We start from the raw sequence: 16383 nt of genomic DNA on the forward strand, positions 1-16383 counted from the left end.
AACGGGTGATCGGGCGTGCGGAATGGCGCTCGATGGTGATTGTGGCTGCACATCGCCCAGTCCTAACGTGGTGCCACCCGGACGCGACGACCGAACCGGGCCGAGCAGGAGGAGGTCGCCGTGGTGCGCTTCGTGGACGTGCAGAACATGATCCGATGGGTCACCGACCGCGGGGTCGGCCCGATCACCAGCGGCATGGTGACCGCCCTCGAGCGCGACTTCGCCCGGTGGCCCGCCTTCGACAAGTCGCCCCGCGTCGCCTCCCACAGCCCCATCGGCGTCATCGAGCTGATGCCGGCCAGCGACAGCGAGACCTACGGCTTCAAGTACGTCAACGGCCACCCGTCGAACCCGGGCCGCGGCTACCAGACCGTCACCGCGTTCGGCGTGCTCGCCGACGTCGACACGGGCTACCCGACCTTCCTCGCCGAGATGACGATCCTCACCGCGCTGCGGACCGCCGCCACGAGCGCGATGGCCGCCAAGCGCCTCGCCCGGGCCGACTCGCGCGTGCTCGCCCTGATCGGCGCCGGCTCGCAGGCCGAGTTCCAGGCCCTCGCGATGCGCTCGACCCTCGGGCTCGACACGGTCCGCGTGTTCGACGTCGACCCCGGCGCCATGGCGAAGTTCGTCCGCAACCTCGAGCCGCTCGGCTTCGACATCACGGTCTGCGCGAGCCCCGGTGAGGCGGCCGACGGCGCCGACGTGATCACGACCTGCACGGCCGACAAGCAGAACGCGGTCGTCCTGCCCGACGAGGCCGTCCGCCCCGGCGTCCACGTCAACGCGATCGGCGGCGACTGCCCGGGCAAGACCGAGCTCGACCCCGCGACGCTGCGCCGGGCCGACGTCTTCGTCGAGTACCCCGAGCAGACCCGCGTCGAGGGCGAGATCCAGCACCAGCCGGCCGACTTCGCCGTCACCGAGCTGTGGCAGGTCGTCGCCGGGCAGCGCCCCGGGCGCACGAGCGACGAGCAGATCACGATCTTCGACTCGGTCGGCTTCGCCATCGAGGACGTGTGCGCCCTGAAGTACCTCCGACAGGACGTCGTCGGCACCGACTACGCCGTCGAGATCGACCTCGTCGCCGACCCCGACGACCCGAAGGACCTGTTCGGCCTCGTCGCCGCCCGCCGACCCGTCGGCGCCTGAGTCCGCGACCGCCCCGGACCGCACCCACCGCAGAAGCCGCGCCGAGACCGTCGTGACGACCGTCGCTCCCCCGCCCCGCGCCTCCTCGTCCCCGGCGACCGCCGTGGTGACGCCGCCGGCGTCCCCCGCACTCCGCGCCTCCTCGCGCACCCGAAGCGCCGACGAGGAGGCGCGGACGGCCCTCCAGTCGCCCGCCGCGGTCGTGATGGTGCGGCCGCACCACTTCACGCCGAACCCGGAGACCGCGGCCGACAACGCGTTCCAGACCGACCCGGCCGAGGTCGACGCGACCCGGGCCCAGCTCGCGGCGCGCGCGTTCGACGAGGTGACCCGGGCGGCCGAGGCACTGCGCGCGGCGGGCGTCACGGTGCACCTCGTCGACGACGAGCGGACCGACCGGCCCGACGGGGTGTTCCCGAACAACTGGTTCTCGACCCACGACGACGGCCGGGTGGTGCTGTACCCGATGCACTCGCCCAACCGTCGGGGCGAGCGACGCACGGACGTCGTCGACCTGCTGCGCGAGCGCTACCGCGTCAGCGAGGTGCTCGACCACTCGCCGCTCGAACGGCGCGGGATCGTCGTCGAGGGCACCGGGGCGCTCGTCCTCGACCACGTCGGGCGCGTCGCCTACGTCGCGCTCTCGCACCGGGCCGACCGGGCAGCCGTCGCCCTGGTCTGCTCCGACCTCGGCTACGAGCCCCTGCCCTTCACCGCGACCGACGCGACGGGCGTGCCGATCTACCACACGAACGTCATGATGAGCGTGGCGTCGCGGTTCGCCCTGGTCGGTCTCGAGTCGATCGCGTCACCGAGCGAACGGAGGCGCGTGGTCGAGCGCCTGTCGGCCTCCGGACGCGAGGTGGTCGCCCTGACCCGCACCCAACTCGGCGAGTTCGCGGGCAACGCGCTCGAACTGGCGGGGACCGACGGGCCCGTGCTGGCGATCTCGGCACGAGGATGGGCGTCCCTCACCCCGTCGCAACGCCGCACCGTGTCGCGGCACGCACGGCCACTGCCGCTCGAGGTGCCGACGATCGAGCTCGCCGGCGGGTCCGTGCGCTGCATGCTCGCCGGGGTGCACCTGCCGCCGCGGTCGTAGCCGGGGCACCTCCTGCCTCGGTGCCGGCCGGGGCATCGGCCGCCCCGGTGACGCGGGTGCGGGCCTTGCACGCACTGCAGCTTCTCAGCACTGTCACGGTCGCTTGAGGGCACGCCCCCAGCGGACCCCCACGTACCGTCGTCTCAGGAGCCTTTCCGCTCGTCACGAGCCTTCTCCGCTGTCCGGCCGTTTGCGCCGCTCAGCCCGACCCGCCTCATCAGCCCGACCCACCCGGAGCATCCCCGTGGACGTCTCACTGACCACCTGGCTCATCACGATCGCCGTCACCATCGCGTTCTTCGTGTTCGAGTTCTTCACCCACGTGCGCAAGCCGCACGAGCCGACGATCGGCGAGTCCGCCCGCTGGTCGGCGTTCTACATCGGCCTCGCGCTGCTGTTCGGCGTCGGCATCGGCTTCGTGAGCGGCTGGGGCTTCGGCGGCGAGTACTTCGCCGGCTACCTCACCGAGAAGGCGTTGTCGATCGACAACCTGTTCGTCTTCCTGCTGATCATGACCGGGTTCGCCGTGCCGCGCATGTACCAGCAGAAGGTGCTGATGATCGGCATCGTCATCGCGCTCATCATGCGTGCGGGCTTCATCGCCGCCGGCGCCGCGCTGATCGAGAACTTCTCGTGGGTCTTCTACCTCTTCGGCGCCCTGCTCTTCGTGCTGGCCTACCAGCAGATCAAGGGCGACCACGGCGGCAACGCGGCCGACAACGCCTTCGTCAAGATCGCCCGCCGCGTCCTGCCCGTCGACGACGAGTTCCACGAGGACAAGTTCACCGTCAAGAAGGGCGGCAAGCGCTTCGTGACGCCGCTGCTGCTCTGCGTGATCGCGATCGGCTTCGTCGACCTGGTCTTCGCCCTCGACTCGATCCCCGCGATCTACGGCCTGACCAACGAGGCGTACATCGTCTTCACGGCCAACGCCTTCGCGCTGATGGGTCTGCGCCAGCTCTACTTCTTGATCGGCGGGCTGCTCGAGCGCCTCGTGTACCTGTCGCAGGGCCTCGCCATCATCCTCGCGTTCATCGGCGTCAAGCTCGTCTTCCACGCCCTTCACGTCAACGAGGTGCCGTTCATCAACGGCGGCGAACCGTTGCTGTGGGTGCCCGAGATCCCGATCTGGTTCTCGCTGCTCTTCATCGGCGCGACCATCACCGTGGCCACGATCGCCAGCCTCGCCAAGACCCGCGGCGACGCCCAGAAGGCCAAGCGCGACGAGGTCGACGGCGAGAAGGTCACGGTCGCCAAGGACTCGGACGACCCCACCCGCCACTAGACGCCCGCCCGCACTGCACCGCGTTTCGTGCACCGCACCACGACCAGTCGGGGTGCGGTGCACGAAACGCGGTGTGGTGTGTCACGGGCGCGCGGCACCAGGTCGCCGCGCCGCGACTTGGTCCGTCGACGGCCGTGCGCGAAGATCGGGTGTTCTCCCGCGGTCGTCGAGGGGGACCGCCTGAGAGGGGTTCTCCGTGGTCGCCGATCGACATGCCGGCTGAGACGCTGGCGCTGCTGCTCGGCCGGTGGTCCGTCACGCGCGAGATCGACGACCACCGCACCGGCGAGCACGCCCGGTTCGACGGGACGGCGACCATCGAGGAGGCGCGGGCGGGTTCCGACCTCGTGGCGACCTACGACGAGGCCGGCGAGCTCGTCGTGGCCGACCGGCGGACGCCCGCTACCCGACGACTCGGCTACGCGGCCCGGGGTGATGGATCGCTCGACGTGCGCTTCGCCGACGGCCGCCACTTCGTCGACCTCGACCTGAGGTCGGGGGCCTGGGAGGCGCACCACCCGTGCGCACCGGACGCCTACCTCGTCGAGACCCGGGTGCTCTCACCGACGTCGTTCGAGGAGCGGTGGACGGTGCGCGGGCCGGCGAAGTCGTACGACGCGCTGACGACGTACGAGCGCGTCGCCGGGCATCCCGCCACGAAGTGAACAACCCGCCACACGTTCGCGTGGCGGGTTGTTTACTTCGTGGCGGGGTGGAGGGTCGGCGCGTGGCGCGGTGACGCGGTGCCGCGGTGCCGCGGTGCCGCGGTGCCGGGCTAGAGCTTGCCGGCGAGCTCGGCGTCGGTCGGCTCGACCAGGTGGCTGCCGTCGGGGAAGACCACGACGGGGATCTGCGTGCGACCGCTGACGGCGTAGGCGCGGTCGGCACCGTCGGCGACGGCCTCGAGGTCGACGTAGTCGTAGGCCACGCCCTCGCGGTCGAGCAGCGCCTTCGAGCGACGGCAGTCGCGGCACCACTCGGCGCCGAACATCAGGATGCGGTCGGGGGCGGTGTCGGTGCTCATGGCGACCAGGGTACGCGCGGTGACGGGCCTCGGGCACGCCGACCGCGCCTCCTCGTCCCCGCCCGGTTCGCTCGCCGCGAGCGAACGACGTTCGGTTTCTCGTTCGGGGGCCTTGCGAGCCCCCGGGGGTGGCATGTCACACTGGATGAGCGCCCTCGTCGTGGAGTGGCAATCCCCCCAATCCACCCGCCAGCAGCATGGCCCGCGACGAGTGTGCTGCATCGTGCAGACCGGGGTCGACCACGAGTCGGCCGCCGAGGTCCACGATGCCCCCGACGAGATGATCGTCGTGCGCACGCGCCCCGGGCCCGGAGGCATTCCCGTGACCGACACCCTTCAGCGCCCGCCCCAGACCTCGAGCACGCCCGCCGTGCGCACGCCCGCCGCCGCACCTCCCCCGCGCTCGTCGTCGACGCATCCGCGTGACACCCGCCCCACGCCCCAGCCGCACCGCCTGACCCCCTCGGGCGTCGTCGGCATCGCCGTGCTCGGCCTCGCGACGTTCTTCGCGATCACCACCGAACTGAGCCCGGTCGGCCTCCTCTCGACCATGAGCACCGACCTCGGCGTCAGCGAGGCGCGCATGGGCGTCGTCGTCACGGTGTACGCCGTGGCCGTCGCCGCACTCGCCCTGCCGCTCACCTGGGCCACCGCACGCTTCCCCCGCAAGGCCGTGCTCGTCACGACCCTGGTCGGCTACACGGCCTCGAACCTGATGGTCGCGCTCGCCCCGAGCTTCGGCGTGCTGCTGACCGGTCGCGTGGTCGGTGGCATCGCGCACGCCCTGTTCTTCTCGGTGGCCTCGGCCTACGCGACGCGCATCGTGCCGCCGCGCCTGGCGGGCCGCGCCATCGCCTTCGTCTACTCGGGCAGCTCGCTGGGCTTCGTCGTCGGCGTGCCGCTCGCGACGACGGTCGGCGACCAGCTCGGCTGGCGTCCCGCCGTGGGCGCGGTCGCCGTCGCCACCGCGGTGCTGGCCGTCGTGGCCGCGCTGTTCCTGCCGCACGTCCAAGGCGAGTCGTCGCCGCACGTCGGCTCGGTCCGCTCGTGGGCACGCTCGGGGCTGCTCGCCGTGGTCGTGGCCGACCTCATGCTCTTCGCCGGCCACTACGTCGTATACACGTTCATCGGCCCGTACCTGACCGGGGCCGGCCTCGGCGAGGACCTCGTCGGCGGCGCCCTGCTCGTGCTCGGCGGCACGGGCGTGGTCGGCCTGCTCGCGGCCGGCGCGTTCGTCGACCGGGCACCCCGGCAGACGCTGATCGTCGCGGTCGCGGTGATGATCGGCGCCCTCGCGGCCCTGCCGTTCGTGCACGGTTCGCTCGTCGGCACCTTCGTCGTCGCGGGGCTGTGGATGGCCGCCAACGGCACGACCGGGACGCTCTTCATGGCGGCCGCGATCCGCACCGGCGGGGTCAGCCCCGACATCGCGGGCGCGCTGATCAACGCCGGCTCGAACGTCGGCATCGCCGCCGGTGCCGCGATCGGCGGGCAGGTCTACGGCATGTCGGGCCTCGCCACGGTGCCGTTCGCCGCCGCGGCCATCGTCGCGATCAGCCTCGTCGTGATCGTGGCGGGCCGACGCGGGTTCCCGCTGACCGGTCACGCGCAGGCGACCCTGTCGACCTCGTCGCTCGCGGTCATCACCTCGTCGGTGGCGGTCGTCACGACGTCGATCCCGACCGTGGGCCAGGGCCGCGGCGGGCGGCGCCCCCGCCGGTAGGACGCAGGAGGCGCGGGTCGCGTCCTCGGCACCGCCATCCGCCACCCTGTACCCCGATGTCCCCCCACAAGGCGGACGAAATCACCCCTGCTCTGGGGACTCCACTCGACAAACGAGAAGCTTTATTGTCGAAGCATCCACTTCCGTGGAGCCCCCGTACCCGTGGGGGCGACACGCGGGCACCTGAACCCCCGCGTGTCGAGCAGGACCGACGTCCGACCGGATCCGACCCGGCCGGACGCCCCCACCCGAGGACACCCCCATGTCGCTTCTCCGCGCCTCCGTGCGCCCCCGTCGTCGCGCCCTCTCGTTCGCGGCCTTCGCCACCGCCTCCCTGCTGGCGGCCGTCGCCGTGACCCAGGCCGTCTCGCCGGCGCCGGCCCAGGCCGCCGCAGCGCTCTCGTGCGACCAGAACACGATCTACGCGACGGCCGGTCAGGGCCAGTTCGTCGCCATCAACGTCGCGGCCAACACGGTGTCCGACGTGATCGCGGGGACGGCGAACCCGTTCTCACCGGCCAACAACGGCCTCGGCGTCGGGCGGAACGGCCTCGACGCCTACGCCTTCACCAACGGCGCGGCCAACAATTCGAACGGCAACACGCTCGCGCGCTACGACTCGGCGGCCGGGGCCGTCACGACGGTCGCCAACGCGAACCCGTCGGGCGCACCCGCCTCGACCCTGCGGGGCGCCGTCAACCCGGTGACCGGGATCTACTACTACGCGACCGGTGGCGACCCGTCGACGATCTCGGCGTACGACCCGAAGACCGGGGACAAGATCGGCGTCGTCGGCCGCATCCCCGGCCTGCAGGCCGGCAACGGCGACTTCGCCTTCAGCACGCAGGGGCTGCTCTTCGTCGTGGCGAGCAACGCGGTCTACCGACTGAACGACGAGACGATCCCGACCGCGGCCGGCACCACCTCCCTCGCCGCCACCAAGCTGACCGACCTGCCCACGGGCACCAACAGCCCCGGCATCGCCTTCTCGTCCGACGGCTACCTGTACGTCTCGTCGGGCATGCAGATCATCAAGCTCGACTCGAGTTCGGGTACCGAGGTCAGCCGCATGACGACCCCGGCCATCAGCAACATCACCTCGTACTCCGACCTCGCGAGCTGCAACTACGCCAACACCCTGACGGGCAAGGCGGACGTCACGGGCCGCTGGAAGTCCGGCGACCAGTTCGCCCTCAAGGTCGACGGCGGCAACCTGTCGTCGCCGTCCACCGCGACGACCTCCGGCACCGCGAACGGAGTCCAGGCCCAGAAGGCCGGCGCCGCGCTCGCGATCCCGGCCCGGACGTACACCGTCTCGCAGACGGCGGGCAACAGCTCGACGCGCCTCGCCGACTACTCGACGACGTACCGCTGCGCGAACGTCACCGACGACGCGACCGTCGCGTCGGGCTCGGGCAACACCGCGCAGTTCACCTTCCCGGCCGCGACCAGCGCCGACGGCACCGACGTCGTGTGCACCTTCGCGAACACCGTGGCGGCGATCTCGGCCGCAGCCTCCGACGACACCGGGACCACCGCCTCCGGAACCTCGCTGAGGGTCGGCGCGCCCGGCGTCCTCGCCGACGACGCGGGCACCGACCTGACCGTGACGTCGAACACGCAGCCGGCGCACGGGCAGGCCACCGTCGCGGCCGACGGCTCGTACGTCTACACGCCCGCGACGGGCTTCTCGGGAACCGACACCTTCCAGTACACGACGACCGACGGAGGCGGTGGCACGTCGACCTCGACCGTCACGATCACCGTCACCCCGGTGAGCAGCGACGACGTCGCGACCGCCCGTGCCGGCCAGGCCCTCGTGGTCGACGCGGCCTCGGGCGTCCTGGCGAACGACTCGGGCACCGGTCTGACCGCCGCCGTGGCGACCGGACCCTCGCACGGCTCCCTCGTGCTCGGTCGTGACGGCTCGTACCGCTACGTCCCGGCCGACGGGTTCTCGGGCACCGACACCTTCACCTACACGGCCACGGACTCCGAGGGCGCGAGCACCACGAGCACGGTGACCGTCACCGTGCTGCCCTCCGCCGTCGACGACACGGCGACCGCCGCCTCGGGCACCCCGACGACCATCGCCGGCAGCGACCTGACGAGCAACGACGACGGCCTCGACACGACGGTGACCGCGGTCTCGACGCCCGGGCACGGCACCGCCTCGGTGACGCCCTCCGGCGACGTCGTCTACACGCCCGCGGACGACTTCTCGGGCACCGACGCCTTCGACTACACCGTCACCGACGGCCAAGGCGGCACCGACACCGCCACGGTCACCGTGACGGTCGCCCCCCGCGCCTCCGACGACTCGGTCGACGCCGTGGCGGGTGCTCCCCTCGACGTCCCGGCCGGCCGTGGCCTGCTGGCGAACGACGGCGGCACCGGCCCCCTGACCGCCGCGGTCGCCACCGCCCCCTCGCACGGCACCGTGGTGGTGTCGCCGGACGGCTCGTTCGTCCACACGCCGGAGAAGGGCTTCTCGGGGACCGACTCGTTCACATACACCCTGACCGACGGCAACGGGGTCACGAGCACCGCGACGGCCAGCGTGGCGGTCGCCCCCGAGGCCGTCGACGACGCGGTTCAGGTCACGGCGGGCGGCAACGCCCACCTCGACGGCCCCGGCGTGCTGGGCAACGACCTCGGAACCGGCCTGACGGCCGCGGTCGAGACCGGGCCGCAGCACGGCACCGCGACCGTCGCCACGAACGGCGAGTTCGACTACACGCCGGCGCCCGGCTTCTCGGGCACCGACACCGTGACCTACCAGGTCACCGACGCCGCGGGTCGCACCTCGACCGCGACGGTGACGATCACCGTGAAGCCGGTGGCCGTCGACGACGCGGCGACCACGCCGAACGGCACCACGGTGACCACGCCCGCCTCGGCCGGACTGCTCGCCAACGACCTCGGCACCGGGCTGCGCGTGACCGACCACGGCACGCCCGCCCACGGCGCCGTGACGGTCGACGCCGACGGCAGCTGGAGCTACACGCCGGACGCCGGCACCTCGGGCACCGACTCGTTCGAGTACCAGGTGACCGACGCCTCGGGTCAGACCGCGACGGCTCGCGCCTGGGTGATCGTCGGCGACCTCGCCGCGGCCGACCAGGGCACCGCCACCGCGGGCCGACCGCTGTCGGTCGACGCCGCGAAGGGCCTGCTGTCGAACGACAGCGGCACCGGCCTCTCCGGCGCCCTCGACGGCGCCCCCCGCCACGGTGACGTGACCGTCGCGAAGGACGGCTCGTACGTCTACACCCCTGCGACGGGCTTCTCGGGCACCGACACCTTCACCTACACGGCGACCGACGCCGAGGGGCAGAAGAGCACGGGCATCGTGACCGTCGTCGTCGTGCCCGACGCCGTCGACGACGTCACGTCGACGAAGGCCGGCACCGCGGTCACCGTCGCGGAGCCCGGCGTGCTCGGCAACGATCTCGGCACCGACCTGCGCGCGGAGATCGTCGACGCCCCGACCCACGGCACGGCCACGATCGCGGCCGGCGGCACCATCACCTACACGCCTGCCGACGGCTTCTCGGGCACCGATCAGCTGACCTACCGCGCCGCCGACGCATCCGGCGGTTCGGACGTCGCGACGGTGACGATCCACGTCGGTCCGATCGTGGTCGACGACTCGCCCGTCGGTGGCACCGTGGCCGACCAGCCCCTCGTCGTGGACGCCGCGCACGGGGTGCTCTCGAACGACAAGGGCACCGACCTGACGGCGAAGGTCACCGACCAGCCGAAGGCCGGCACCGTGACCACGGGCCCCGACGGTTCGTACACGTACACCCCGAAGCCCGGCACCTCGGGCAAGGACACCTTCGGCTACGAGGTCACCGACGGCAACGGCCAGAAGGGCACGGGCACCGTGACCGTCGTGGTCGCCCCGAAGGCCGTCGACGACGTCGCCACCGTCGTGGCCGACGGTCACGTGACGGTCGCCACCCCCGGCGTGCTCGGCAACGACGTCGGCACCGGCCTGACCGTCACCGCGGTCACTCCGGCGCCGCACGGCACCGTGACGGTCGCGCCGGACGGCACGTTCGACTACACGCCGGCCCCCGGGTTCTCGGGCGACGACATCGTCGTCTACACGGTCACCGACCGTGACGGCGGAACCGACGCCGCGACGGTCACCGTGACCGTGACGCCCCGCGCGATCGACGACCGTTACACGACGCCCGCGGCGACCACGCTCTCCGTGCCGGCCCCCGGCCTGCTCGTGAACGACCTCGGCACCGGCCTGACCGTGACGAGCGTCGGCACCCCGGCGCACGGCACGATCGTCACCCAGCGGGACGGTTCGGCCGCCTACACGCCGGACGCGGGCTTCTCGGGCACCGACCACGTCGAGTACACCGCGACCGACGCGTCGGGCCGCGGCACGAAGGCCGTCGCCACGATCGTCGTCGGCGCCCTCGCCGTCGACGACGCCGGCACCACCCGCGCCGGTACGCCGCTGACCGTCGACGCCGCGCACGGCGTACTCGCGAACGACTCGGGCAGTTCGCTGACCGCGACGATCGACGGGCGCCCCGCCCACGGCACGGTCGACCTGGCGAAGGACGGTTCGTACGTCTACACGCCGACGGCCGGCTTCTCGGGTGTCGACGCCTTTACCTACACGGCCACCGATGCCGAGGGTCAGATCCGCACGGGCACCGTCACCATCACGGTGCTGCCGACGGCGGTCGACGACGGGGCCTCGACCCCGGCCGACACGACGCTGACCGTGGCCGCTCCGGGCGTGCTGGGCAACGACCTGGGTACGGGACTGCGCGTCACCGGGACGGGCACCGCCACCCACGGCACGGTCACCATCGACGCCGGTGGTCGCCTGGTCTACGCGCCGACGACCGGCTACTCCGGCCCGGACGCCGTGACCTACGCGGTCGCCGACCGTGACGGCGGCACCGCCACCGCCACGGTCCGCATCACCGTGGGCGTCAAGGCCGTCGACGACGAGGGCACGACGATCGCCGGTCAGCGCCTGGTCTCGGGCAAGGTCGGCGGCGTGCTGGGCAACGACGACGGGTCGGCCCTCTGGGTCGCCCTGGCCTCGAAGCCCTCCCACGGCACCGTGACGATGACGCGCGACGGCTCGTACGAGTACGTGCCGGACGCCGGCTTCGTGGGGGCAGACTCGTTCGACTACACGGCGACCGACGCCTCGGGGCAGACGTCCCGGGCGACGGTGACCATCACGGTTCTGGGCGCGGCCGTCGCGGTCGACGACGAGCAGCGCGGCACGACGGACCACCCGGTCACCGTCGACGTCACGGCGAACGACGCCCCCACCGAGGGTGCGACCTTCGACCGCGGCACCGTCGTGATCGTCGACCCGGCCACCGGTGACGGGGTCAGCACGCTGACCGTGCCCGAGCAGGGCACCTGGACTGTCGTCGACGGCTCCGTGGTCTTCACCCCCGCGAAGGGCTTCGACTCCAAGGCGTCGGTGCAGTACCGCGTGACCGACACGGCCGGCGAGACGGTCCAGGCGGTCGTCACGGTGTCGTTCCCGATGCTCCTGTCGGCGACGCAGCTGGCCTTCACCGGCAGCGCGTCGGTGCTCGGCATCGCCGCCATGGCCCTGCTCGGGGTCGCGCTCGGCCTGGCGCTCTCGCGTCGCGGCCGTCGCGTGGTCGGCCCGATCCGAGGCCGTCGCCGGGCCGAGTAGCCCCCGACGCGCCGACGTCCCCGTCCGCCCGCCCCTCCTGCCGAGGGGGCGGGCGAGCGGGGACGTCCGTCGCACGGCAACCCGTGCCGCGGAACGCTCTCGGCGGCTCCGCAGCACGCGACCCCGCCGGGGGTGTCATCCGTCGGTAGGACGCGCCCGCGGCTCGATGCTGAGAGGGTCACGAGGAGGCGGACGGGTCGTCGTCGAGGGAGAGAGGGATCGTCGTGACATCACCGGGAAGGACGTCGGAGCCGCGGTCCTGGGCCTGGGCCCTGGGCTGGCTGAGCCTGTCCGGCCCGGTCCTGCTGGTCGCGGGCAACGCCCCCTCGCTGGTCGGCACCCCACTCGTGCCCTGGGCGAGCATCCTGCTGGATCTCTGGGCGGTCGTGTCCGTGTTCTTCGGAGTCGCCGCCGTCGCCTTCGCCCGCGACGACGTCGAGTCGGCTCCTGACGACCGACCGCGCTTCGTCACGGTCGGGATGGCGCTCGGCCTTCTCGGGCTGGCGGCCAGCGGGTGTCTGCTGCTTCTCTGGCTGCTGACGCCCCTGCCCTTCTGACCCGTGAGCGAGCGCCGGCAGAGACGGCGTGATCGTCGTGGACGACAGCGCCGGCGCGTGCCGGCGGCCCGCACGCCAGGAGCACGCCCCGCCGACTCGCAACGGGTGTGAGCACGACTCGCGTCGGACACGCCGCAGGGACGCGAACGAGTGCGCCACGATCCTGCGCGGTCGGCGCAGGCGGTTCCACGATTCCGACCTCCACGTGAGTGGCTTACGAGAAAGTGCGTACCTGCCGACGACGGGGCTTCCTGCGATGCTGCGATCACCCGCCGACCACACGAGCAGGAGAACACCATGACGAACGACCTGACCACGCGCAGCCCCTCCCGCCGCCTCGCCCGCGGCACGGCCGTCCTCGCCGGAGTCGCCCTCCTCACCGGACTCGGCGTCGCCACGCCGGCGGCCGCTGCTCCCGGGACCCCACCGAAGTCGACCGTGACGGCTGCCGCGGACCGGCGGGACACCACCACCGAACACCGCAACGCCTGCGCCGTGCGGACGCTCCTCACCCAGACCTTCGCCGATCCGGACGGCACGTCCTCCCTGGAGCTCGCAGCCCGGCTCGTCTCACCGAGCGCGGTCGCGCACGGAGCAGGGACCGCCGCGGGGCCGGAGGGACTCCTCGCCCAGTTCGCGGCGGACCGCATCCGCGTCCCCGGTGCCCACGCCGTGATCAAGCGCGTCGCAGCCGACGGCGACCTCGTCGCGGTGCACTGGCAGATCACGCCGGACCCCCGCGACGAACGACGCGGTGACGCCGCCGTCGACCTGTTCCGCCTCGAGCACGGCCGGATCGTCGAGCGCTGGTCGCTCGAGCAGCCCGTTCCGACCGGCACACCGGCCAGCGGGAACACGAACTCGATGTTCAGCGACCTCTACCGGTCGGCGCGTCCGACCGCCGCACCGTCCGAACGTCAGGAAGAACGCAATCGCTTGCTCGCGGTGTCGGCGTACGACACGCTGTTCCGGGACCATGACCCGTCGATCCTCGACCGCGCGTTCGACCCCGCGTACCTGCAGCACAACCCGGTGGCTCCGAACGGGACGGCGGCGCTGAAGCAGCTGTTCGGGAGCGGTGCGCAGTTCCCGGCGCAGCAGTCCGTCATCTCGCTCTCGGACGGCGACATCGTCTGGACCTTCTCCCAGGCGGTCGGCGCGAAGCCCGGAGACCCGCTGCTCGCGGCCGACCTGTTCCGCGTCGACGGCGGCCTCATCCGCGAGCACTGGGACGTGGTCCCCACCGACTAGCCGCCGAGGCGGCCTCGCGTACCGGGCGTGCGGCGTCGATGCCAGGTGAGGGCACTCGCCGCGAGCACGCCCCCCACGACGGCACCGACGGTGTTGGTGATCCAGTCACTCGTGTCGCAGGCCCTACCGATCACCACCACCAGCGCCTGGAGCAGCTCGATGGCACCCGACAGTGCGACGGCACCGAGAACTGCCACCACCGGTCGTCGCCAGAGCACCCCCGCGAAGAACGAGACCGGGACGAACAAGAGGACGTTCGCGGTCGACTCCCCCGCAGTGGGCGAGAGGTACGGCAGGCCCGGGTTGCACGTGATGCCCGGGTAGGGCGCGCCATCCGGGTACAGCGTCAGCGCCAGGACCGCGAGCACTGCCAGGCCGAGGAGAACGCCGGTCGTCCGTCGGCGTCCCACGAGCCACAGTCCGGCGAACGGACCGACGACGACGACGCCGACCAGGACCGAGAAGGCGAGCCACGGCACCAGGGCGAGCACGGTCGAGAGCACGGACCGAGACTAGGACACGTCGGATCTGCTGAACGCGGCGCGGGACGGTCGGGACGGAGCCGTCGTGGAACCTCCGTGCGACTCGGAGCCGAGCGCCCGAGCTGAGGAGGCTTCGGTCGCCGGTGCCGACGCGGCGGTGGAGGTCACGGCCGGGTAACGAAGATGATGCGTTCCAATCCTTTCCGGGCCCGGTGGCGAACCCAGTACATCCCCACCGGGACCAACTGACAAGGAGCTTCACCATGAACGCCTTCACTCGCAAGAACATCACCAAGACCACCCTCGGCCTCGTCGCCTCGGGCGCCCTGCTCTTCTCCCTCGCCGCGTGCTCGATGGACTCCGGCACCTCGACCGACACGTCCTCCTCGTCGAGCTCGTCGTCCTCCGAGCCCAGCGCCGCGTCGACGCCCGCCGCGTCGATCGCCGACCTCAGCAACGGCGTCGACACGCAGGTCGCCGTGGACGCGTCCTTCGTCGACGCCCTCACGAGCCTGGGCCTGACGCCCGGCGTCGTCGGCACCGCGACCTTCACCGACGGCACCTTCGCGTTCCCCATCACGGGCGGCAACGTCGACTACTACGGCCCCGACAGCGACGTGCGACCCTACGTCCAGGGCGAGATCGACCACGACGGCTCCGGCCTGTCGCTGACCGCGGCCGACGGCACCGTCGTCGAACTGACCGACTTCCGCATCGACCCGGGTGAGAGCAAGCTCTACGGCACCGTGACCGCCAACGGCACCGTCGCCGCCGAGGACGCCTACCTGTTCAACCTCTACGGTGGCACGCTGAAGCCGATCCAGATGGAGGGCTCGAACGCCGTCCTCGAGGGCACCACGGTTCACGTCAGCCCCGACGCCGCCGCCCTGCTGAACCAGACCTTCAAGACCGACGCCGTCCAGGACGAGATGCTCGTCGGCGTCGCGAAGATCACCGCCGCCACGGAGTAGTACCTGTCTGGCCGGCTACCCGCCGGCCCGGCCCCCAGGGCCGCACCCCGCCTCGCGAGGTGCGGCCTGGAACCCGGGTCGTCTCCGTGACGACGCACCGGCCCCGCCCTGCTCGACGGGGTCGGCGATCCCGGTGGACCCCGCCTCGTGCTCACGCACGGGGCGGGGTTTTTCCGTTGCCGCCCGGGGTCCGGCCCGAGGTCTGGCGGCCGTGAACCCGGTTTCGAACGATGCACCCAGTAGAATCGGGGTGCATCGTTCGGAACCGGGTTCTTCGCGCACTGACGGCCGGGGGTCAGGAGGCGCGGCGGGGGTGACGAGCGCCGTGCTCACCGCGCCCGTCACCTCCGCGTCTGCCCGGCAGCTGACGACCACCGCAGACACGACTCGTGACCCTCGGTCTGGGGTCACCGCTTTCAATTCCGGCGCATAGAGTTCGAGGGGTGCCGTCGATGGCACGAAACCTCGATCCCGAGCCCCCCGGACTGGACGCCATGTCTCTTGCACCTGCGCCACCCGTGGGGACCGAGCGCTCCGACGACGACCTCCTCGTCCTCGTCGCCGAAGGCAACCAGCAAGCCTTCGCGGTCTTCTACGACCGGACGGCCGCCCGTGTCCTCGGACTGGTCCGTCGCATCCTGGTCGATCCGGCGCAGTCCGAGGAAGTCACGCAGGAGATCTTCCTGGAGGCCTGGCAGACCGCCGGGCGCTTCGATCCCGCGCGTGGCAAGGCATCGTCCTGGCTGCTCACGATGGCGCACCGCCGCGCCGTCGACCGGGTGCGCGCCTCCCAGTCCTCACGCGACCGCGACCTCGCGGTCGGTGCGAAGGAATTCGTCGACGCACGAGACGACGTGGCGGAGACGGCCGAGACCCGGGTCGAGCACGAGCGAGTGACGAAGGCCATGCGCACCTTGACCGTCCTGCAGCAGCAAGCCCTCGAGCTGGTGTACTTCGGCGGGCTGAGCCACAGCGAGGCTGCCCGTGAGGCCGGCGTCGCCATCGGGACGATGAAGACCCGCATCCGCGATGCCCTGATCACCCTCCGTCGACTGATCGCAGAAACGGAAGCGGCCTGACCGACTCATCCCCCGGGATCGGGCCGGAGGCACGTGCCGAGCAGATCGGCGTCGAACAG

At 72.0% G+C, this 16383-nt stretch carries 12 protein-coding genes; 10 read left to right on the forward strand and 2 right to left on the reverse strand.

Going from position 1 to position 16383, the window contains the following annotated elements; all coding sequences use genetic code 11:
- The first annotated feature begins 120 nt into the window (after positions 1–120).
- From ARTHRO9V_RS11565 to ARTHRO9V_RS11580, 4 genes are all read left to right on the forward strand, one after another.
- Entirely contained in the window at positions 121–1152 is a 1032-nt protein-coding gene (locus ARTHRO9V_RS11565) for an ornithine cyclodeaminase (RefSeq protein ID WP_159827296.1), read from the forward strand.
- A 52-nt stretch (positions 1153–1204) separates the two neighbouring features.
- Positions 1205–2254 (forward strand): citrulline utilization hydrolase CtlX, encoded by a 1050-nt coding sequence (gene ctlX, locus ARTHRO9V_RS11570; RefSeq protein ID WP_201298936.1) that lies wholly within the window; start codon positions 1205–1207, stop codon positions 2252–2254.
- Positions 2255–2498: 244 nt separating this feature from the next.
- Positions 2499–3539: a TerC family protein gene (locus ARTHRO9V_RS11575; RefSeq protein ID WP_056049019.1), complete on the forward strand. Its 1041-nt coding sequence runs from the start codon at positions 2499–2501 to the stop codon at positions 3537–3539.
- Positions 3540–3751: 212 nt separating this feature from the next.
- On the forward strand, positions 3752–4204 hold the full coding sequence (locus ARTHRO9V_RS11580; protein WP_159827299.1) for a DUF6314 family protein: 453 nt from the start codon (positions 3752–3754) through the stop codon (positions 4202–4204).
- A 110-nt stretch (positions 4205–4314) separates the two neighbouring features.
- Here the strand turns inward: ARTHRO9V_RS11580 and ARTHRO9V_RS11585 are convergent, their stop codons facing one another.
- Complete coding sequence (locus ARTHRO9V_RS11585; RefSeq protein WP_159827302.1) at positions 4315–4563, reverse strand: glutaredoxin domain-containing protein; 249 nt, start codon at positions 4561–4563, stop codon at positions 4315–4317.
- Positions 4564–4786: 223 nt separating this feature from the next.
- Here ARTHRO9V_RS11585 and ARTHRO9V_RS11590 point away from each other — a divergent pair, with 223 nt between their 5' ends.
- The 4 genes from ARTHRO9V_RS11590 (at position 4787) to ARTHRO9V_RS11605 (ending at position 13792) form a co-directional block, all read left to right on the forward strand.
- Positions 4787–6286, forward strand: coding sequence for an MFS transporter (locus ARTHRO9V_RS11590; RefSeq protein WP_159827305.1), 1500 nt, complete (start codon positions 4787–4789; stop codon positions 6284–6286).
- Between the two features lie 262 nt (positions 6287–6548).
- Positions 6549–11984, forward strand: coding sequence for an Ig-like domain-containing protein (locus ARTHRO9V_RS11595; RefSeq protein ID WP_159827308.1), 5436 nt, complete (start codon positions 6549–6551; stop codon positions 11982–11984).
- 224 nt (positions 11985–12208) lie between these two features.
- Positions 12209–12541 (forward strand): hypothetical protein, encoded by a 333-nt coding sequence (locus ARTHRO9V_RS11600; RefSeq protein ID WP_159827311.1) that lies wholly within the window; start codon positions 12209–12211, stop codon positions 12539–12541.
- A 297-nt stretch (positions 12542–12838) separates the two neighbouring features.
- Positions 12839–13792 carry a nuclear transport factor 2 family protein gene (locus ARTHRO9V_RS11605; RefSeq protein WP_159827314.1) on the forward strand — a complete coding sequence of 318 codons (954 nt, stop codon included), beginning with the start codon at positions 12839–12841 and terminating at the stop codon, positions 13790–13792.
- Here the strand turns inward: ARTHRO9V_RS11605 and ARTHRO9V_RS11610 are convergent.
- Complete coding sequence (locus tag ARTHRO9V_RS11610) at positions 13789–14295, reverse strand: VanZ family protein (RefSeq protein WP_159827317.1); 507 nt, start codon at positions 14293–14295, stop codon at positions 13789–13791. The genes ARTHRO9V_RS11605 and ARTHRO9V_RS11610 overlap by 4 nt on opposite strands.
- 242 nt (positions 14296–14537) lie before the next feature.
- Here ARTHRO9V_RS11610 and ARTHRO9V_RS11615 point away from each other — a divergent pair, with 242 nt between their 5' ends.
- The gene (locus ARTHRO9V_RS11615; protein ID WP_159827320.1) at positions 14538–15245 is read left to right on the forward strand and encodes a hypothetical protein; all 708 of its coding nucleotides are present in this window, start codon (positions 14538–14540) and stop codon (positions 15243–15245) included.
- A 494-nt stretch (positions 15246–15739) separates the two neighbouring features.
- Positions 15740–16324, forward strand: a complete 585-nt coding sequence (gene sigK / locus ARTHRO9V_RS11620; RefSeq protein WP_159828701.1) for an ECF RNA polymerase sigma factor SigK — start codon at positions 15740–15742, stop codon at positions 16322–16324.
- Positions 16325–16383 lie beyond the last annotated feature (59 nt).

Source organism: Frigoribacterium sp. 9N (assembly GCF_902506305.1).
Classification (GTDB): domain Bacteria; phylum Actinomycetota; class Actinomycetes; order Actinomycetales; family Microbacteriaceae; genus Frigoribacterium.